This is a genomic window from Streptosporangium sp. NPDC023615 (assembly GCF_040640155.1).
Lineage (GTDB): Bacteria > Actinomycetota > Actinomycetes > Streptosporangiales > Streptosporangiaceae > Streptosporangium.
Map to the genome: position 1 here is coordinate 18,498 of NZ_JBFABE010000020.1, position 19,802 is coordinate 38,299.

Consider the following 19,802-nt stretch of genomic DNA (forward strand, 5'->3'; position numbering starts at 1 on the left):
GGGGGTGGGAAGGGGTTACCGGTAGACGCGGACGTAGTCGACGAGCATCTGCTTGGGGAAACCGGTGCTCGCGTCCGGCGGGCCGGGCCAGTCGCCGCCGACCGCGAGGTTGAGGATGATGTAGAAGGGGTGGTCGAAGACCCACGGACCCCGCGTCGCCTCGACCTGCTCCTTGCTGATCGTGAGGACCGTGCGGCCGTCCAGCGTGTAGACGATGCCCTTGCTGTCCCAGTTGGCCGCCCAGACGTGGAAGTCGTCGGAGAGGTCGGCCCCGTTCGGCAGCGTGTACGAGGCGCCGACACCGCCGCCGCCGTTGTAGGCGGGCGCGTGGACGGTCGAGTAGGCGGTCTTGACGTCCTTGCCGAGCACCTCGAGGATGTCGATCTCACCGTTGTACGGCCACGGCCTGCCGGTGAGGAAGTCGGCGCCCATCATCCAGAACGCGGGCCACAGGCCGTTGCCCTTGGGCACCTTGACGCGGGCCTCGACCCGGCCGTAGGTGAAGGTGAACTTCCCACCGGTGTTGATCCGCCCCGAGGTGTACCGGCAGGGTCCTCCCGGGCACGACGACCCGGCGGTGGTCTCCTCCCGCGCGGTGATGACGAGGTTGCCGTTGCCGTCCATGGCGGTGTTCTCGGGCTTGTAGTACTCCAGTTCGTTGTTCGGGCCGGTCCCCGGGTCCTGGGTCCACTTGGCCGCGTCGGGCCTGGTGCCGGCGGCGCCGTTGAACTCGTCGCTCCAGACCAGGGCCGGCGGGTTCGCCGGGTCGGCCGGGAGCGGCGGGGGCGTGATCGGCGCGCCGCCCGTGCCCCAGACCTGGAACTCCCAGAGCGAGTAGCCGTAGGCGGTGGCGCGCTGGGTGCCGTACATGCGCACGTAGCGGCCGGTCCCGTCGACGGTCAGCGTCTGCTTGAAGCCGGTGCCGGTGGTGGTGGAGTAGATCGGGGTCCAGGTGGCGTTGTCCGGGGAGACCTGGATCTGGAAGGCCCTGGCGTGGGCCGGGTCCCACTGCAGGACGACCCTCCTGATCCGCGCGGTCGCGCCGAGGTCGACGGAGATCCAGGCCGGGTCCACCCAGCCGCCCGTCGGGCTGGTCGCCCAGCGCGAGGCCGGGTCGCGGTCGAAGGCCCTGGCCGGGGTGCACTCCCAGCAGTTGCCGTCGTGCTGGGAGGTGGAGGCCGCGCCGGGCCTGCCGTAGGAGAGGAGCCTGAGGTCGCCGGGGTTGCCGGGATCGGTGGAGCCGGTCGTGCCGTAGACCTGGAACTCCCACAGCGAGTAGCCGTAGGCGGTGGCCCGCTGGGTGCCGTACATGCGCACGTAGCGGCCGGATCCGCCGACGGCCAGGGTCTGGTCGCCGCCGGTTCCGGTGGTCGTGGAGTGGATCGTCGTCCAGGTGGTGCCGTCGGGCGAGGTCTGGATCTGGAAGGCGCGCCCGTGGGCGGCCTCCCACCTCAGCGTGACCTGGGTGATGGTCGCGGTGGCGCCGAGGTCGACCCGGAGCCACTGCGGGTCGGTGAACGCGCTGGACCAGCGGGTGCCCGGGTCGCCGTCGACGGCGGCCGACGCGGGGAAGGCCACCCCCTCCGAGGAGGAGGCCGTCACCGGCCGGCCCTGGGAGAGCAGGGCGTCGGCCGCCGACGCGGGCAGGACCGCGAGGCAGGAGGCGACGAGGGCGACGGCGAGGGCGATCAGCGGGGCCGGTGTGCGGGCGGGATGTCGAGGCGAGGGCATCGCGTCTCCTCGTGGTGGGGGGTGCAACCGATATCGGTTCGGGGAGCGCTCTCTGAGCAGAGATTGCTCTTGTCTGACCGGCGCTGTCAAGTACCGGATCGACCAGCGAGAAACGAGCTCGACACGTCTCGGCAATCGACCGGACATCTCAGGGAGCGCTCCCGCAAACTCTTCTCCGTCGATGTCCTTGGCCTCTGAGCAGGGGCTTGGCCGTATCGCACGAGGGAGCGTTCTCCGGGCTTCTCGCCACCGAGTGCCGTCCGCGGGGGTTCTCCCGGTCCGCGGGAACCCGGCGAGAATTCCCCCCGTGGACCGCTCCCACCCTGGGAGCGGTCTCTTCATGATCAGCGGATAGGCTTCGGGGAGGGTGGGACCGCACACCCCGGCAGCCCTGACCACCCGGCGGTATCGCACTGCGGGAGAGAGCACATGAGACGTCCCACGCTGGACGCCGTCGCCACCCGGGCCGGCGTGTCCAAGTCGACGGTCTCCAGGGTGGTGAACGGCGAGCCGACGGTCGCCGCCGACCTCCGCGACCTGGTGATGCGGGCGGTGAACGAGCTCGGCTACGTGCCCAACCCGGCGGCGCGCAGCCTGGTGACCCGGCGCACCGACTCGATCGCGGTGATCGTCTCCGACCCCTCGACCGGACTCGTCTCGGACGACCCGATGTTCTCCACGGTCGTACGCGCGGCCAGCCGGGAGTTCGAGGCAGCGGGCAAGCAGGTCGTGCTCATGCTCGCCGGTTCCGACGACGCCCGGCTGCGGGCCAGGCAGTTCGTGGCCGCCCGCCACGTGGACGCGGTCATGCTGGTCTCGATGCACGGGGCCGACCCGCTGCCCGCCGCGCTCGTCGCCACCGGCGTCCCGCTCGTCTCGCACGGCAGGCCCGCCTCCCGGGTCCCCATGCCGTGGGTCGACAACGACAACGTCGGCGGGACCGCTCAGGCGATCCGGCACCTGCTGGAGGGCGGGCGGCGGCGGATCGCCACGATCTGCGGGCCGCTGGACATGTCCGCCGCCCAGGACAGGCTCGGCGCCTACCGCGAGGTGCTGAGCGAGACCGGGCGGCGTTCGATCGTGGCGATCGGGGACTTCACCCGCGCCTCCGGGACCGAGGCCATGGAGCAGCTGCTGGAGGACGACCCGGCGCTGGACGCGGTGTTCGCCGCCAACGACCTGATGGCGATCGGCGCGCTGCGGGCGCTGCGCCGGGCGGGCCGGCGCGTGCCCGACGACGTGGCGGTGGTGGGGTACGACGACATCGAGGCGGCCCTGTACACCGACCCTCCGCTCAGCACGGTGCGCAGCCCCATGGGCGAGCAGGCCGCCGCCTCGGCCCGGCTGCTGCTCGGCCTGCTCAGGGGGGAGCCGGCCGAGCCGGTGGTCCTGCCGACCCGGCTCGTGGTGAGGGAGTCGAGCTGACGTCCCGCGCCCGCGGCTCGCCGACGTGACCGGGAGGCATCGGCACGGGTGAGGGTGCCGATGCCGGTACGGGTGTGCCGGGCCGGTGCCAGACGGGTGGCCAGCTCGCGCTGGGAGAGCGTCTCGCCCTCGGAGAGCTTGGCGCTCGGCCGGTCCGGGAACGGCACGACGAGCTGGGCCAGCGGCCACGGCGAGGTACGGGCCACCGCCACCGTGGCGGTGTCCGCCGCGCGGTCGCCCGTGGCCCTGCCGCCCGGCGTCCACCATCTGCACCGCGTGTCGTCCCTCGGGGACCTTCCCGACGACGGCGGCATCCGGTTCGGCGCCTCACCCCGTCACCTCCCGCACGCCTCGTGACACCGGGGAAGAACGATGGAACGCGCGACCGGTCACCGCGCACACCGACCCCGTGACCCGGCGGCGGGCGCCGGGGTCGGCTCGGGACCGGACGGTGCCGGGCCGCCCTCAGGGTCCTCAGGCCCTTCAGACCTGGATCAGGGCCGGATCAGGCCCGGCCCGCCTGCCTCAGCAGCCTCTCGGTCGCGACGAGGCGCACGCAGACCGTCAGGCCGGTGATGGCCGCCTCCAGCTCCTCCTGGTCGGGGTAGGTGGGGGCGATGCGGATGGTGCTGTCGCGCGGGTCGGTCCCGTACGGGTGGGTGGCGCCCGCCGGGGTCAGGGCGATGCCCGCCTCCCCGGCCCGCATGACCACGTCGCGGGCGCAGCCCTCCAGCACGTCGAGGCTGACGAAGTAGCCGCCCGCCGGGGTGGACCAGGTCGCCAGGCCGGTGCCGCCCAGTTCCTTGGTCAGGATCGTCTCGACCGCGTCGAACTTCGGCCGCAGCAGCTCGCGGTGGCGGCGCATGTGCTCGGCCAGCCCGGCCTCGTCGCGCAGGAACTCCACGTGACGCAGGTGGTTGATCTTGTCGGGGCCGATGGTCCGCTTGCCCGTGTGCCCGATCAGCCACGCCACGTTGGCCGGGGACGCCCCGAAGAAGGAGACCCCGGAACCGGCAAAGGTGATCTTGGACGTGGAGCCGAAGACGAGGGCGCGGTCCGGGTTGCCGTTCTCGGCGCAGAGCGCCAGGATGTCGGCGATCTCCACGGGCGTGTCCGTCAGGTGGTGCACGGCGTAGGCGTTGTCCCAGAAGATCCGGAAGTCCGGGGCGAGGGCCGGCATGGCGGCCAGGCGGCGTACGGTCTCGTCGCCGTAGCTGACACCGCTGGGGTTGCTGTACTTGGGCACGCACCAGATGCCCTTGATCTGCGCGTCCTCGGCCACGAGGCGCTCGACGACGTCCATGTCCGGGCCGTCGGCGTCCATCGGCACCGGGATCAGCTCGATGCCGAACCGCTCGCACAGAGCGAAGTGGCGGTCGTAGCCGGGCACCGGGCACAGGAACGCGATCCTCGGCTCGTCGGCCCAGCGGCGGGTGGCGCCGGGCACCGTGCCGAGCAGGGCGTGGACCACCGTGTCGTGCATCAGGGAGAGGCTGGAGTTGTCGGCCGCGACGAGCTGCGCGGCGGGCACCTGGAGGGGGCCGCTGAAGATCTCCCGGAGCTCGGGCAGGCCCTGGAGGCCGCCGTAGTTGCGGCAGTCGGTCCCGTCGGCGGCCAGGTGGCCCCCGGGAAGGTCCAGCAGCGCCTCGGAGAGGTCGAGCTGGCGCGCCGAGGGCTTGCCCCGCGTGAGGTCGAGCGAGAGCCCGCGCCGGACGAGCGCGTCGTAGTCGTGCCGGGCCGCGTCGCGCCGGGCGGTCAGCTCGTCGATGGTCAGGGCCGAGAGGGCCGGAGAGGTCACGGGAGTTCCTTCGCCTGCTGGTCGGTGCCGGTTCCGGAGGTGCCCGGCGACGGCCGCGGGTGCGGCGCGCGAACGGTTCCGGAGGTGACCGGGGTCGGTTTCGAAGGATAGAAGACCACACCGCGCGACCGGAAACCGGCACCCGCGCGCACCGCCCGTGTCCCCGCCCGCGGACCGGGCGCCCCGCGCCGCTGTCCCCGCTCGTTCCCCCACCCGTGGGCCGGACGTGGACCGGGCGCGGGCCGGGCGCGGGCCGGGCGCGGTCAACGGCACTGGGCGAGCATGACCCGCTTGTCCGCGCGGGTGACCGGCAGGCCGTACTTCAGGGCCACCTGGGCGAAGCGGACGACGTAGGCGCAGCGGATCCCCCGCCTCGGGGGGAGCCAGGACGCCGGGCCGGACCCGCCCTTGGCCTCGTTGGCGTCGCCGTAGACCGGCAGGAGGTTGAGCGGGTCGTTGGCGATGCGGGTCCGCTTGGACATCGGCCAGCGGGACGCCCCCATCCGCCACCCGTACGAGAGCGGGACCACGTGGTCGACCTGGACCTCGTCGGAGCGGCTCTTGCTCCAGCGGACGATCCGGCCGGTGTAGGGGTCGCGCAGTCTCATGGAGACCACCACGCACTCGGAACCCCGGCGGTAGCGCACCTGCTCGCCGTCGCGGGCCAGCAGGTCGTCGCGGGTACGGCAGCCGTTGCGCGCGTACGGCACCCCCCGGGCGGTGTCGGCCCAGTTCTCGCCGTACCGCAGCCGGCCGTAGCCCGCCTTCGACCCCATACCCGCCACCCGGAGCCTGCCGATCAGCCTGGTCGCGGCCCTGCGGTCGCCCGGCGACCTGACCGCCGCCAGCCCCGGCTGCACACCGTACGGATTGTCGAGGGGCGCGACCCTCGCCGGGGCGGTGGCCCGGGCCGGAGTCTCGTCGCGCGCCGACAGTGAGAAGAGCACCGCGGCGCCGAGCACCACGGTGAACACCCCCCGAGCGCTCACCCATGCCTCCAGGAAAGGTCTACGGGCTCGGACCTGGAGGATTCCCGGTAATCCCTTGACCGACACGGGGTGTCCGCGGGTTGAGACGGGGAACCGGGACGTCGCAGGCCGAAACGCCGCACATCCAAACAATGCATATCGGAACCCCGCGCATCGGGACGCCACGGATCGGGCAGGGCGCCCGGGACGCCGCGGGTCAGAGCCAGTTGCGCTTCTGGAAGGCCCGGTAGAGCAGGACGGTGCCCACCACGATCAGGATCGTGGACGTCCAGAAGCCGATCGGGTGGCCGTAGCCGGGATAGGGCACGTTCTGCCCGTAGTAACCGGTGATCATCGTGGGCACCGCGATGATGGCGGCCCAGCTCGTGATCTTCTTCATGATGTCGTTGAGCCGGAAGCCCTGCTGGTTCATGTGGGTGTCGCGGACGTTGGTCACCAGGTCCTGCAGTGACTCGCTCCACTCCGAGGTGCGCAGGGTGTGGTCGTAGATGTCCTGGTAGTACGGGACGAGCTTGCCGTCCAGGACCTCGTCGCCCCTGCGCAGCAGGCTGCCCACCACGTCGCGCATCGGCACGGCCAGCCGCCGGAAGCGCACCAGCTTCTTGTGCATGTCGAAGGTCCGGCGCTGGATGTGCGGCATGTCGCCGGGGTTCTCCTGGAACAGGTCGTTCTCCAGGTCCTCGACCCGGTCGTCCACCGTCTGCAGCACGTCGAAGTAGCCGTCCACGACGTAGTCGAGCACGCCGTGCAGCAGGTACGGCACCCCGAGTTTGACCAGCTCGGAGTTGGCGTCCCAGCGCCTGATCACCTCGTCGATGTCGAAGGTGGGGTTCTCCCGCACGGTGACCAGCGCGTTCTTCGTCACGAAGATCGAGACCTCGACGAAGTCCACCGTCTCGTCCTTGAGCCTCGCGGCGTAGGCGGTGATGAACAGGTGGCTGTCGTAGGTGTCGAGCTTGGGCCGCTGGTGGCTGTGCAGCGCGTCCTCGACGGCCAGGGGGTGGAGCCCCAGCTCCTCGCTGACCTTCGCCAGGTCCGCCTGCGTGGGCGAGCAGAGGTCGAACCAGACGACGGCGGAGTCGTCCGCCACGTGGTCGGAGATGTCGTCGATGGGGAAGCCCTCGGCCTCCAGGACGCCGTTGCGGTACAGGCGGGTGCGGTCCATGGGCGCCCACCCTAGCCCCGTCCGGCACGGCCTTCGAAGGGGGCCGCCCGGACACATTCCCGGCAACCTCGGGATTCGAGGAATAACCCGGCCCGCCCCGGGCAGCAGTGGCTACCACAACAGACGAAGCCTGAGGTGAGGTCACATGATAGTGCTGGGACTTCTCTTGATCGTACTCGCGGGTGCGACCGTGATCGCGGTCTCCTGGGACGAGACCGCAGCATCGACCACCACCGCGACGTTCACGATGTTCGACCGTACGTACCAGCTGACCCAGCTGGAGCTCTTCTTCGCCGGTGTGGCCACCGGTGCGGTCTTCCTGCTCGGTCTCGGCATCATCCTCGCCGGGATGAAGCGTTCGGCCGCGCGCCGTCGCAAGCTGCGCGCCGCGCGGGCCGAGGAGCACGACCGCGTCACCCGCCTGGAGGAGGAGAAGCGGGAGCTGGAGCGCAAGCTCGAGGAGACCCCCGCCACTCCGGCGACGACCGCCTCGACGACCACCACCTCCACGGCCCCCGCGGTCGACCGTGACCGTGACGGCGTCGACGACCGGATCGAGGACACCGCTCCCCACCCCCGGGTCGACGTGCCCCGTCAGACCGCCAGCGACCAGCTCGTCGCCGGTCGTCACGGGCGTACCGACCACCACTGACCGCGCGCTCGTCCGCTCACCTGCCCGATGCCGGTACGGCATCCGCCGTACCGGCGTCGGCGTGTCCGGACGCGGTCACGGTCCCGCTTGCGGACGCGGTCCCGGTTCCGACCCCGGTTCCGGTTCCGGTCGCGACCTCCGGGGGTGCCGGGGCCTCCGGGGACGCCGGGCGGCGGTGCAGGAGCGTCATGAGCCCGCCGGCGACGAGCCCCCAGAAGGCCGCGCCGATGCCCAGCAGTGTCAGCCCGGACGCGGTCACCACGAAGGTGACGACCGCCGCCTCCCTGCCCTCGGGGTCGGCGACGGCGGAGGCGACCGCCGAGGCGAGCGCTCCCAGCAGGGCAAGGCCCGCGACGGCCTCCACCAGCAACGGCGGGGAGAGCACGACGAGCGCCGTGGCCAGCCCCGAGCCGATCCCCAGGACGATCATCGAGACCCCGGCGGTGACCGAGGCGATCCATCGGCGGGACGGATCGGGACCGGCGTCGGGCCCGGCGGCCAGGGCGGCGCTGATCGCCGCCAGGTTCACCGCGTGCCCGCCGAACGGGGCGCCCAGCGTGCTCGCCAGGCCGGTGGAGACGAGGATCCCCCTCAGGGGAGGGCGGTAGCCGTACCCGGCGAGGACCGCCATGCCCGGCACGTTCTGCGAGGCCATGGTGACCAGGAACAGCGGGAGCGCGACGCTGACCAGCGCCTGCGCGCTCCAGGCGGGGGCGGTGACCTCCACGATCGGCCACAGGTCCGCCGCGCCCGGCGCCTTCCCGGTCAGCGCGATCGCGGCGACGGCGACGAGGAGCGCGACCGGTGTGGCCCAGCGGCGGGCGAACCTGCCCAGCACCACCCAGACGAGCACGGCGGGCCCGGCCAGCAGCGGGATCTCGGCCAGCGCCCTCACCGGCGCGAGGCACAGGTCGAGCAGGACACCGGCGAGCATGGCTCCGGCGACCGGTGCGGGAATCGCGCCGATCCAGCGGCCGAGGGCCGGGAACAGGCCCGCGGCGGTGAGCAGGAGCCCCGAGACCGCGAACGCGCCGACCGCGGCGGGGAATCCTCCCTCCACGGCTCCGGTCGCCACCAGCAGCGCCGCGCCCGGTGTGGACCAGGCGATGGTGATCGGCAGGCGCTGCCGCAGACCCAGCCAGAGGGCCACCACGCCGTTGGCCACGCAGAGCGCGAGCAGCCCGGACGCGGCCTGGCGCTGGTCGGCGCCCACCGCTCTGAGCCCGGCCAGGACGACCGCGAAGGAGCTGGCGAAACCGACGACCGCGGTGACCACCCCGGCCACCACGGGTTGAAGCAGGCGTGTCATGTCGATCCTCACGCGGGGGGGCGTGTGTCGTTCCGTAAACGGAACGATTCCGGTGCTGCACCATAGCCTCATGGACTCCGGAGCACAAAACCCGCGCCCCGCCGTGGACGGCGGCACCCTGGACATCGGGCGGCGGATACGCGGGCTGCGCGAGGAACGCGGCATCTCGCTGTCCGCCCTCGCCCGTGCCGCGGGCGTGGGCAAGGCCACGCTCTCCGGGCTGGAGAACGGCACCCGCAACCCGACGCTGGAGACCCTCTGGGCGGTCACCGCCGAGCTGGGCGTCCCGCTGGCCATGGCCATCGGCACCCCTGCGGCGGGCGCGGTCGCGGACCCGGGCGGGGACGAGCGGTCCCTGGTCATCCGGGGGACCGCCGTCGCCGGGACACTCCTGCGGGTCTTCGAGGACGAGGCGGTCACGTACGAGCTCTACCGGCTGGTGGTCCGCGCCGGGGCGCCGCAGATCTCGCCCGCCCACCACGAGGGCGTCACCGAGCACCTCACCGTCTTCGCCGGGACGCTCAGTGCCGGGCCGGTCGGGGCCCCGCTGCGGGCCGGGCCGGGCGAGCACGTCTCCTGGGTTTCGGACGTGCCGCACGTCTACGCCGTCGTGGGCGACCAGGACGTCCACGCGAGCCTGCTCATCCGCTACCCGCGCCCCCGGGTCGGGCCGCCCGCCACCCGAGGGAGCGGGGACCCGGGCGAGGAGGGCAGCCCGGCGCCCCACCCTTAACCCCAAAAATGGTCAAAAGTAATATTTGGGCATGACACGACGGTCCATGGCGATACTTTTCTGGGCCACGGGTCTGCTGGCGTACGTGGTCGCCGTCTTCCACCGGCAGTCGCTGGGCGTGGCGGGCATCGAGGCGGCCGCGCGGCTCGGCGTCGGCGCGGCGGGGCTCTCGGCGCTGGCCATGTGCCAGTTGCTGGTCTACGCGGGCATGCAGGTCCCGGTCGGCATGCTGCTCGACCGGTTCGGGTCCAAGCGCATGCTGGTCCTGGGGGCCGCCGTGATGGCCTGCGGGCAGTTCGTCTTCGCCCTGGCGTCCGGACCCGTGACGGGGATCGCGGGCCGGGCACTGGTCGGCTGCGGCGACGCGATGACGTTCATCAGCGTGATCAGGCTGGTCAGCCTCTCCTTCTCCGCGCGCCGCAACCCACTGATCGTGCAGGTCACCGGCGTGGTGGGCCAGCTCGGCGCGGTCGCCTCGGCGGTGCCGCTCATCCACTCCCTGCACACCTACGGCTGGACCCCCACCTTCATGGGCGCCGCCGTCCTCGGGGTGGTCTCCGCGTTCCTCGTGCTCCTCGTGCTGCGCGACTCCCGCCCGCGACGGTCGGAACGGCCGCCCGGCCTGAGGGCCGCCTGGGCCGAGCCAGGCACCCGGCTGGGCATGTGGACCCACGCGGCCACCCAGTGCTCGTCCGCCTCGTTCCTGCTGCTCTGGGGGTATCCGTTCCTCGTGCAGGGGCAGGGCCTGTCCCCCTCGACGGCCGGCGTCCTGCTGTCCGCGCTGACCCTCTTCGGCATGGTGTGCGGGCCGCTGCTCGGCTACTTCGCCGGACGGTTCCCCTTCCACCGCTCCCGCCTGGTGCTCCTCGTGGTCGGCAGCACCGCGGGGGCGTGGACCGCCGTGCTCGCCTGGCCGGGGCGGGCACCGCTCTGGCTCCTGGTCGTCCTCGTGCTGGCGCTGGGCACGAACGGCCCCGGATCGCTGATCGGCTTCGACTACGCCAGGACCTTCAACCCCGTCACCCGGATCGGGGCGGCCACGGGCATCGTGAACGGCGGCGGCTTCGTCGCCTCCGTCTCGGTGATCGCGCTGATCGGCGTCACCCTCGACGTGATCGGCGACGAGAGCCTGGACGCCTTCCGGTGGGCGTTCGCCACGCAGTACCCGGTCTGGGCGCTGGGCATCGTCCAGGTCCTCAGGTACCGGGCCAAGGCCCGCCGCCTGCTCCAGACCGCCGAGGCGAGCACCTGACGCCCCCTCAGCCGCCGAGCAGCGGTCCCTGCCGTGCCTTCCGCGTCGCGGCCAGCCCTCCGGTCAGGCCGCTCGCGACGCAGACCAGCACCAGGGCGAGGTACTGCGGTACCGAGTAGTCGAACCACGGCTCGCCCGTCAGGGCCTTGCCCATCGCGGTCAGCGAGGCGGCGGCGATCCCCGTGCCCAGCAGCACGCCGGCGCACGTGGCCATCAGCGACTCCCAGCAGACCGTCCTGACGAGCTGCCGGGGGCCGGTCCCCAGCGACCGCAGCAGCCTGATCTCCTCGGGCGCGATCTCCAGGGAGATGCCGGTGGGAGCGATCCCGGCCGCGCGCGTGGCGGCCGCCGTCATCGCGGCGTACGGCACCGCCAGCAGGCAGCCCGTCGCGGTCGCCAGCACGGCCACCACCAGGGCCTCCGCCATGACCAGGCGGCGGACCTGCCTGGATGTCATGCCGACCGACCGCAGCAGGCCCCACGTCCCGCGCTGCCGCAGCACGTGCATGCTCAGCATGCCCGCGATCACGAAGACCGACACGAAGACCGACACCAGAGCGGACAGGGTCAGCAGCCCGGTGACCCCGCCCAGCTCGTCGTCCGAGCCCGCGGCGGAGAGCAGCAGGCCGCTGCCCCCCACCAGCATCACGGCCATGACCACCGCCGCGAACGAGGAGGCTGAGCCCGCGCGGTTGGTGCGTACGTTGTTCCAGGCGAGAACGAAGGTCATCGGCGTCCGCCCAGCCGGATGCCGATCTGCTCGACGGACGGTCCGTCGAGCACGTCCACGATCCGCCCGTCGGTCAGGAACAGTGCTGTGTCGGCCTGGGCCGCCGCCTCGGGGTCGTGCGTGACCATCACCACCGTCTGGCCGAACTCGTCGACCGCCTCGCGCAGCAGCGTCAGCACGCCGCGTCCGGTGCCGCGGTCGAGCGCCCCCGTCGGCTCGTCGGCGAAGAGCACCTCCGGCCTGGCGAGCAGCGCGCGGGCGATCGCCACCCGTAGCAGGGTGCTCTTCCCCGACCCCGACGGGCCCATGACGGCGGTGAAGCCGCCACGGGCGAATCCCACGCTGACCTGGTGAAGGGCCACCACCTCGGTGGCGCCCCCGCCGTACGACCTGGTCACTCCTTCAAGAACGACCGCGCTGTCATCCATGATCACGAGTCTTCCGAGCGTCGCCACCGGCATCAATCCGGTATCACCCTGATGGACCCCTGAGTCCTCCGGCGGGAACGGGCCGGTCACGCCCGGCGATCCGACGAGGACGGGAAACGGCCGCCCTGGCACGGGAGGCGAGGCTTCGGACGCGACGCCGCCCGGCTCCGGGAACACCTCGTGCCCGGCGGCCGTTGTGCCTGATGTGGCCCCCGCCCTCCTGTCCGGGACGGCGTGAGAGTGCTACCGTGATCGCGAGCGTGACGCACCGCAGGCCGGACCGCGTGCGACGACCCGCTCTTTTCTCCCGGTCCCCGGACCGCCCCGACCGCCACGTGACGGTCCGGCCGTCGCGCAACGGTCTCCTCCTCACCGGCTCTGACGCCGGGCTTCTCACCGGCTCTGACGCCGGGCGAACGTCCCACCCCCACCGGCCCGGTGCCGGGTGAGGGTCTCCGCGCCCGCGCCGGTCCCATCCGCGCCGGTCCCATCCGCGCCGATCCGACCCGTACGGGTCCCGGTGCCGGGCGCGCTCTTCGCCGCCTCCCCTACGGGAGCGCGCGGCGATCCCCCGTCGAACCCCTGTGAAAACCCATGAGAGGTACCCCATGACCCCCCGAACCCCCGTCGCCGAATCACCCGTCCCCACGACCGTCACCCCGACCACATCCACCCCCGCGACCACATCCACCCCCGCGACCACCGCCGCCGCGACCGCCGCCGCGACCGCCGACGCGCCCCCCGCGCGCGAGAGAGCCGTCCGCCGGACCGGCGTCCGGGAGGCCCCCGCCAGGAGGATCCCGCACCCCCGCCGGGGGGACACCACCACCGGCACCACCACCGGCAACGCCGCCGACAGGGCCGCCGGCACCGCACGGGCGCCGCGGACCCCGGGGAAGAAGACCACGGGGGCGTCCGGCGGGCACGCCCCCGTCGAGACCGTGACCGGCCTGCTCGACGTCCAGGGCAGGACCGCCCACCTCCGGACCCGGGGTCACCTGCCGGGACCGGGCGACGTGCGCGTGCCTCCCGCGCAGATCGCCGAGTACGACCTGCGTCCCGGCGACCTCGTCGTGGCCACCTCGCGCGCCCCGTACGAGAGGCTCGAAGGGGTGGAGAGCGTGAACGGCGCCGCCGCCCGGCGGGAGCGCCCCCACTTCGCGGACATGACCCCGATCCACCCGCGCGAGCGGCTCCGCCTGGAGAGCGGATCGCTGACCGGCCGGATCGTCGACCTGTTCGCGCCGGTGGGCAAGGGCCAGCGCGGCCTCGTCGTCGCCCCGCCCAAGGCGGGCAAGACGATGGTCCTGCAGGATCTGGCCGCCGCGATCAGCGCCGAACACCCGGACTGCCACCTCATGGTGGTGCTCGTCGGCGAGCGCCCCGAGGAGGTCACCGAGATGCGCGAGTCCATCCGCGGCGAGGTCGCCGCGTCCACCTTCGACCGTCCCGACCGCGACCACACCGCCGTCGCCGAGCTCGCCGTCGAGCGCGCCAAGCGCCTGGCCGAGGACGGGCACGACGTCGTGCTCCTGCTCGACTCCCTCACCCGGCTCGCCCGCGCGTACAACAACCTCGCCCCCGGCGGCGGGCGGACGCTGGCCGGCGGCATCGACACCACGGCCCTGCTCCCCCCGCGCCGCTTCTTCGGCGCCGCGCGCAACCTGCGCGACGGGGGCTCGCTGACCATCCTGGCCACCGTCCTGGTCGAGACCGGCTCGCGGATGGACGACAGCCTCTTCGAGGAGTTCAAGGGCACCGGCAACATGGAACTGCGCCTCAGCCGCGCCCTCGCCGACAAGCGCCTCTTCCCCGCCGTGGACCTCGACGCCTCGGGCACCCGGCGCGAGGAGATCCTCCTCGACCCGGAGGAGCGACGGCTCGCCTGGCGCCTGCGCCGCACGCTGGGCGGCCTGGAGAGGCAGCAGGCCCTGGAGCTCCTGATCGACCGGCTCGGCGAGACCCCCACCAACGCGGCCTTCCTGCGGCTGGTCCAGCGGACCGCCTGACCCCCGGCCCGCCCCGGGCGGGCCCCGGTCCCGACGGCAGGCGGCATGATGGCGGGATGCTGGCCGATGTCGTCGAACACCTCGCCTGCCCCGTCTGCGCGGGCGGGCTGACCCTTCACGAGCGGGCCCTCGGGTGCGACCTGGGGCACGGCTTCGACGTCGCCAGGCAGGGGTACGTCAGCCTGCTGACCGGGTCGAAGGCACCCGGCACGGCCGACAGCGCCGCCATGGTGGCGGCCAGGGACGCCTTCCTCGGCGCCGGGCACTACGAGCCCCTCTCCCGCGCGGTGGCCGACGCCTGCCCCGCCGGCGCCAGGGTCGTGGCGGACGCCGGAGCCGGGACGGGCCACTACCTCGCGCGGGCGCTGGACGGGCTGCCGGAGGCCGTCGGGGTGGCGCTGGACGTCTCCAAGCACGCGATCAGACGGGCCGCGCGGGCACACCCCCGATCGGGCGCGGTGGTGGCCGATGTATGGAGGCCGCTCCCCCTGAGAGATGGCACGATAGATGTGCTTCTGAATGTGTTCGCTCCCAGAAATGGGGCAGAGTTCGCTCGGGTGCTCAGAGGTGACGGTGTGCTCATCGTGGTCACACCCACCTCCCGGCATCTCGTGCCACTGGTGGAGCGGCTGGGACTCCTGTCGGTGGACGGATCGAAGGAGCGGCGGATGGCCGAGAGCCTGAGCGAGCACTTCGTGGAGACCGGCCGGAGCAGCCACGCCTTCGAGCTCGTCCTGGGACACGACGCGATCGAGGCGGTCGTGGGGATGGGCCCGAGCGCCTGGCACACGGATCCACGTGTTATGCGAAGAAAGATCGCCGATCTGCCTGAAAAGAGTGTCGTGGAGGCTTCTTTCCGCATGTCTATCTTTAAGCGTCACTCTTAAGCAAGCCATGCACTTGACAGCCACCTTGGTGACCCATGTTACTGATGGGACATTTAGTCCGAAATTCCCTGACATTATCTAAGCAATTACCGAGTGAAGACGACATACTGGACGGCAATCCGGCGGGCCCGCGCCTGGACACGTGGAAGCTGAAGCCGTGACGGAGGGAAGCGCCAGATGAAGGCGGAGGAGCGCTGGCAGGCCAGGTTCCGCGCGCCGCGCGTGACGCTGCCCGTGTGGGCGGGCCAGGCTCCCAGCCGGTCCGTCTACCGCAGCAACGCCTCGGGGGCGTGGGAGGTCTACGCCTGGGACCGCTCGACGGGTTCCACCCGTCAGGTCACCTCCCGCCCCAAGGGCACCTCGCACGGCGCGATCGACCCCACCGGCCGGTGGATCTGGTGGTTCGACGACACCGACGGCGACGAGTGGGGGCGGTGGGCGCGCCAGCCCTTCGGCGGCGGGCCCGACGAGCCGATCGACCTCGACCCGGGCTTCCCGTCCGGTCTCGGGCTCTCGGCGACCGGCGGCGCGGTCGTCGGGATGGCCAGGCCCGGCCGGGGCTTCACGATCCACCTCGTACGGCCCGGCGAACCCGCCCGGACGATCTACGAGCACCCCGAGGCGGCCTCCGTCTCCGCGGTCTCCCCGGACGGCTCGCTGATCGCGATCAGCCACAGCGAGTACGGCGACGCCCGCCACCCCGCCCTGCGCGTGCTCCGGCCGAACGGCGAGGTCGTCGGCGACCTGCACGACGGCCCCGGCAAGGGCGTCGTCGGCCTGCGCTTCGCCCCGATCTCCGGCGACCGGAGGCTGCTCACCCTGCACGAGCGCAGGGGCCGCCGCGAGCCCCTCGTCTGGGACCCCGAGACCGGTGACCAGCGCGAGATCTGGCTGCGCGACCCCGGCGAGATCACCGCCGACTGGTACGACGACGGCCGGTCGCTGCTCGTGGTGCGCGCCAACCGCGGCCGTACCTCCCTGACCCGCTACGACCTGCCCGGCGGCGGGCTGTTCCCGATCGAGACCCAGCACGGCGTGATCGAGGCCGCCGCTCCCCGGCCCGACGGCTCGGTGGAGTACTCCTGGTCCAGCGGGGCCCATCCGCCGCTGATCCGGTCGACCAGCGGTCACGTCGTGATGAACCACGGCGGACCCACCTCGCCCCCGTCGGTCCCGGTCGAGGACGTCGACGTGGAGGGGCCGGGAGGCCGCGTCCACGCCCTGGTCTCACGCCCCGAACGTGGTTCGGGCCCCTTCCCCGCGGTCTTCCTGCTGCACGGCGGGCCCACCGCGCAGGACAACGACTCGTTCGTGCCGCAGGTGGCCGCCTGGGTGGACATGGGCTTCGCGGTCGTACGGGTCAACTACCGGGGCTCGACCGGCTACGGCTCGGCCTGGCGGGACGCCCTGCACGGCGACGTCGGGCACATCGAGCTCTCCGACGTGGCCGCGGTCAGGGAGGCCATGGTCGACCGCGGCGTCTGCGACCCCGACCGGCTGGTGCTCTCCGGCGTCTCCTGGGGCGGCTACCTCACCCTGCTCGGCCTGGGCACCCAGCCCAAGATGTGGGCGGCGGGCATCGCCACCGTGCCGATCGCCGACCACGAGGCCACCTACCGGGAGGAGGCCGAGGGACTGCGCTCCTACCACCGCGCGCTGTTCGGCGGCTCCCCCGAGGAGCAGCCCGAGCGGTACGCGGGCAGCTCCCCGATCACCTACGTCGACCAGGTCGAGGCACCGCTGATGATCCTCGCCGGGGAGAACGACCCCCGGTGCCCGATCGGGCAGATCGAGGCGTACGTGGCGCGGCTCGCCTCGCGCGGCCACGAGCACGAGATCTACCGCTACGACGCGGGCCACGGCTCGCTGGTGGTCTCCGAGCGCATCGCGCAGATGGCCGCGCAACTGGACTTCGCCCGCAGGCACGTCAAGACCGACGGCTGACCTCCCGCCGCGGCCCCCGCGGCCGTCCCCGGAGAACCACCCGCCCCCGGAGCCGCCCGCGTTCCTCCGGGAGCCCGCCAGGACCGCGCGGCCCCCGGGCTCAGCGGGCGCGCAGCACCACGATCGCCATGTCGTCGGCGCTCGGCTCGGGGGCGAAGTCCTGGACGGCACGGCGGATCCGTTCGGCGACCGCACGGGCCGACAGGCCCACGCACTCGGCGAGCAGCTTCGCCAGGCCCCCCTCGTCGTCGAGCAGCCGCCCGTCCCTGCGGCGCTCGGTGACCCCGTCGGTCACCGCCAGGAGCACGTCGCCGGGGTCGAGGTGGACGAGCTCGGCCTTGAAGGTCGCCTCGGGGAAGACGCCCAGCAGCGACTGGGAGGTCACCACGGCCTCCACCTCGCCGTTGGACCGCAGCCTCAGGGCCTCCGGGTGGCCCGCGGAGACCATCGAGACCTCCAGCCCGTCCGCCGACGGGGTGATCTCCCCGTGCAGCAGCGTCAGGAAGCGCGCGCGGTCGCCCTCGTCCAGGATGGCCTGGTTGAGGCGGTCCAGGACGGCGGCCACGCCGTAGCCCTCCCGGGCCAGCAGCCGCAGGGTGTGGCGGGCCAGGCCGGTCACGGCGGCGGCCTCCGGGCCCGTCCCGCAGACGTCCCCGACCGCGAACCGCCAGGAGGAGTCGCCGGCCGCGAACAGGTCGTAGAAGTCCCCTCCGACCTCGTTGGTCTCCCCGGCGGGCTCGTAGACCACGGCGGGGTCGAGGCCGGGGATCTCGCCCGGCTCGTCCGGGGGCAGCAGGCTGCGCTGGAGCGCCCGGTTTGCCGCCGCCTGGGTGGCGAACAGCAGGGCGTTGTCCAGCGCGAGCGCGGCCCGGCGGGCGATGTCCTCGGCGTACTGGAACACGTCCTCGGCGAACCGGTCGGGCCGGCCCAGGCACATCGCGCCCAGCGTGCGGCCGCGCGCCAGCAGCGGGATGATCAGCACCTGCGAGTCGGCGAGCTGCATGGACCCGCCGGCCTGCGGGATCGTGACGGTGTCGAGCTCCTCGCGCAGCTCGTCGATGCGCTGCTCGTCGGTGTGCCAGAGGTAGGCGGGCCGCTGCGGGCCGCCGCCGTTGTTCCACGTGTAGACCGCGCACCAGGTGGCCAGCCTCGGCACCACGATCTGCGAGATGATCGCGGGAACCATGTCGGGGTCGAGGGTACCCGCCAGCAGGTCGCTGGCGTCGGCGAGGAACCCCATCCAGATCGGCCCGCGGCTGGGCTCCTCGACCGCCCACTCCCCGGACGGCCGACCCGAGGAGCCGGGTAGCCTGAACCGGGCCCAGTGCGTGCGCTGCTGGCCGGCGAAGGTGACGCCCCACTCCTCCACCGGCACCGACGGGGCTCCGGGGCTCCCCTCGGGAGCCCGCCTCTGGCGCACCTCGATCTGCAGCCCGTCGCCCAGATGACTCCAGACGACCTCGAACGGGACGCCGGTCACCTGGGACGACAGATCCATCGCCAGCCGCTCGGCGGGGGCCATCACGGACGCGGCGGCCCAGGCGGTCATCACCTCTCTGGTGAACCGCCTGGCTTCGGGGACGGCCGTCTCCCCCGGGGCAAAGGTCGCCGCGAGGACGGCACGGGGAGCACCGGTCATTGTTCCGTGACTACCACACTTCCCGTTGACATGGGGTGAATCGAAGGTGGGACTACACATTGCGCACCGTGACAGACTGGGATGACTCACGGCTGCGCCCCCGGGAGTCAAGGAGGTCGTACATGACCACGGTCGACACCGTGCCCGACGTCGAGGAGCGACGTTACAGCGAATCGGACCTGAAGCCGATTCTGCAGACGCTCATCACCTGGCGCGACGGTGACTTCCGCCGCCGGGTGCCGCACGCCCCGCCCGGCGTTCTCAGCGAGATCCGCCTGCTGCTCAACGAGGTGGCCGACCGCCGCGAGCACCTGGCCAACGAGCTGCACCGGGTCCGCCGCGAGGTGGTCAAGGAGGGCCGCTTCAGCGAGCGGCTGGCCCCCGGCCCCGGCGTGGGTTCCTGGGCCGAGAGCGTCGACTCGGTCAACTCGCTGATCGACGCGCTGGTCGGCCCGGTCAGCGGCGCCGCCGACGTGATCGACGCGGTGGCCAAGGGTGACCTGTCGCGCCGGATCGATCTCGACCGCAGTGCCCGGGGCGAGGTGCGCCGCCTCGGCAAGGCGATCAACGGCATGGTCGACCAGCTCTCGCTCTTCACCTCCGAGGTGACGCGGGTGGCCCGCGAGGTCGGCACCGAGGGCCGCCTGGGCGGCCGGGCGAACGTGCGCGGCATGTCCGGGAGCTGGCGCGACCTCACCGAGGCCGTCAACACCATGTCCAGCCGCGTCTCGGCCCAGGTCCGCGACATCGCCGCGGTGACCACCGCGGTGGCGCGTGGCGACCTGAGCCGCAAGGTCACCGTCGACGCGGTCGGCGAGATGTTCGAGCTGAAGAACACCGTCAACACGATGGTCGACCAGCTCCTGGCGTTCGCCGAGGAGGTCACCCGGGTCGCCCGCGAGGTCGGCACCGAGGGCCAGCTCGGCGGCCAGGCGCAGGTGCGCGGCGTCTCGGGGGTCTGGAAGGACCTCACCGACAACGTCAACGTCATGGCCGGCAACCTGACCACCCAGGTGCGCGCGATCGCCGCGGTCTCCACCGCGGTCGCGCAGGGCGACCTGTCGAAGAAGATCACCGCTGACGCGCAGGGCGAGATCCTCCAGCTCAAGGA

17 protein-coding genes are annotated in these 19,802 nt (G+C 72.7%); 9 read left to right on the top strand and 8 right to left on the bottom strand.

The features are described from left to right. Nucleotides 1-15 precede the first annotated feature (15 nt). On the bottom strand, nt 16-1,731 hold the full coding sequence (locus AB0G16_RS16775; protein WP_362805357.1) for a discoidin domain-containing protein: 1,716 nt from the start codon (nt 1,729-1,731) through the stop codon (nt 16-18). Between the two features lie 429 nt (nt 1,732-2,160). On the opposite strand from AB0G16_RS16775, the gene AB0G16_RS16780 reads away from it, so the two are divergent. Next, nucleotides 2,161-3,156 (top strand): LacI family DNA-binding transcriptional regulator, encoded by a 996-nt coding sequence (locus tag AB0G16_RS16780; RefSeq protein ID WP_362805359.1) that lies wholly within the window; start codon nt 2,161-2,163, stop codon nt 3,154-3,156. A gap of 60 nt (nt 3,157-3,216) precedes the next feature. Beyond that, entirely contained in the window at nt 3,217-3,513 is a 297-nt protein-coding gene (locus AB0G16_RS16785; protein ID WP_362805361.1) for a hypothetical protein, read from the top strand. A 148-nt stretch (nt 3,514-3,661) separates the two neighbouring features. Here AB0G16_RS16785 and AB0G16_RS16790 read toward each other — a convergent pair whose 3' ends face one another. From AB0G16_RS16790 to AB0G16_RS16800, 3 genes are all read right to left on the bottom strand, one after another. Next, entirely contained in the window at nt 3,662-4,954 is a 1,293-nt protein-coding gene (locus AB0G16_RS16790) for an aminotransferase class I/II-fold pyridoxal phosphate-dependent enzyme (RefSeq protein ID WP_362805363.1), read from the bottom strand. Nucleotides 4,955-5,217: 263 nt separating this feature from the next. Beyond that, entirely contained in the window at nt 5,218-5,943 is a 726-nt protein-coding gene (locus AB0G16_RS16795) for an HNH endonuclease family protein (RefSeq protein WP_362805365.1), read from the bottom strand. Nucleotides 5,944-6,139: 196 nt separating this feature from the next. Beyond that, nucleotides 6,140-7,108 carry a magnesium transporter CorA family protein gene (locus AB0G16_RS16800; RefSeq protein ID WP_362805367.1) on the bottom strand — a complete coding sequence of 323 codons (969 nt, stop codon included), beginning with the start codon at nt 7,106-7,108 and terminating at the stop codon, nt 6,140-6,142. Between the two features lie 166 nt (nt 7,109-7,274). Here AB0G16_RS16800 and AB0G16_RS16805 point away from each other — a divergent pair, with 166 nt between their 5' ends. Further along, complete coding sequence (locus AB0G16_RS16805) at nt 7,275-7,760, top strand: hypothetical protein (protein ID WP_362805369.1); 486 nt, start codon at nt 7,275-7,277, stop codon at nt 7,758-7,760. A gap of 16 nt (nt 7,761-7,776) precedes the next feature. Here AB0G16_RS16805 and AB0G16_RS16810 read toward each other — a convergent pair whose 3' ends face one another. Further along, complete coding sequence (locus AB0G16_RS16810; RefSeq protein WP_362805371.1) at nt 7,777-9,069, bottom strand: benzoate/H(+) symporter BenE family transporter; 1,293 nt, start codon at nt 9,067-9,069, stop codon at nt 7,777-7,779. A 70-nt stretch (nt 9,070-9,139) separates the two neighbouring features. On the opposite strand from AB0G16_RS16810, the gene AB0G16_RS16815 reads away from it, so the two are divergent. Both AB0G16_RS16815 and AB0G16_RS16820 read left to right on the top strand, forming a co-directional pair. Next, nucleotides 9,140-9,802: an XRE family transcriptional regulator gene (locus tag AB0G16_RS16815; protein ID WP_362805373.1), complete on the top strand. Its 663-nt coding sequence runs from the start codon at nt 9,140-9,142 to the stop codon at nt 9,800-9,802. Between the two features lie 31 nt (nt 9,803-9,833). After that, nucleotides 9,834-11,054, top strand: a complete 1,221-nt coding sequence (locus AB0G16_RS16820) for an MFS transporter (protein ID WP_362805375.1) — start codon at nt 9,834-9,836, stop codon at nt 11,052-11,054. 7 nt (nt 11,055-11,061) lie between these two features. Here AB0G16_RS16820 and AB0G16_RS16825 read toward each other — a convergent pair whose 3' ends face one another. Both AB0G16_RS16825 and AB0G16_RS16830 read right to left on the bottom strand, forming a co-directional pair. Next, nucleotides 11,062-11,784 (bottom strand): FtsX-like permease family protein, encoded by a 723-nt coding sequence (locus AB0G16_RS16825; protein ID WP_362805377.1) that lies wholly within the window; start codon nt 11,782-11,784, stop codon nt 11,062-11,064. Next, a complete protein-coding gene (locus tag AB0G16_RS16830) occupies nt 11,781-12,212 on the bottom strand; it encodes an ATP-binding cassette domain-containing protein (protein WP_362805380.1) in 432 nt (143 codons plus the stop codon). Before AB0G16_RS16830 ends, AB0G16_RS16825 begins: the two co-directional genes overlap by 4 nt. A 608-nt stretch (nt 12,213-12,820) precedes the next feature. Here AB0G16_RS16830 and rho point away from each other — a divergent pair. The 3 genes from rho to AB0G16_RS16845 all read left to right on the top strand — a co-directional run bounded on the left by rho (nt 12,821) and on the right by AB0G16_RS16845 (nt 17,052). Then, entirely contained in the window at nt 12,821-14,221 is a 1,401-nt protein-coding gene (gene rho, locus AB0G16_RS16835) for a transcription termination factor Rho (RefSeq protein WP_362805382.1), read from the top strand. Nucleotides 14,222-14,277: 56 nt separating this feature from the next. Further along, on the top strand, nt 14,278-15,108 hold the full coding sequence (locus tag AB0G16_RS16840; protein WP_362805384.1) for a putative RNA methyltransferase: 831 nt from the start codon (nt 14,278-14,280) through the stop codon (nt 15,106-15,108). A 177-nt stretch (nt 15,109-15,285) separates the two neighbouring features. After that, the gene (locus tag AB0G16_RS16845) at nt 15,286-17,052 is read left to right on the top strand and encodes a prolyl oligopeptidase family serine peptidase (RefSeq protein ID WP_362805386.1); all 1,767 of its coding nucleotides are present in this window, start codon (nt 15,286-15,288) and stop codon (nt 17,050-17,052) included. Nucleotides 17,053-17,152: 100 nt separating this feature from the next. On the opposite strand, the gene AB0G16_RS16850 is transcribed toward AB0G16_RS16845, so the two are convergent. Continuing rightward, nucleotides 17,153-18,691, bottom strand: a complete 1,539-nt coding sequence (locus AB0G16_RS16850; protein WP_362805388.1) for a PP2C family protein-serine/threonine phosphatase — start codon at nt 18,689-18,691, stop codon at nt 17,153-17,155. Nucleotides 18,692-18,813: 122 nt separating this feature from the next. On the opposite strand from AB0G16_RS16850, the gene AB0G16_RS16855 reads away from it, so the two are divergent. Beyond that, a partial coding sequence (locus AB0G16_RS16855) for a HAMP domain-containing protein (RefSeq protein ID WP_362805390.1) occupies nt 18,814-19,802 on the top strand: 989 nt, incomplete at its 3' end.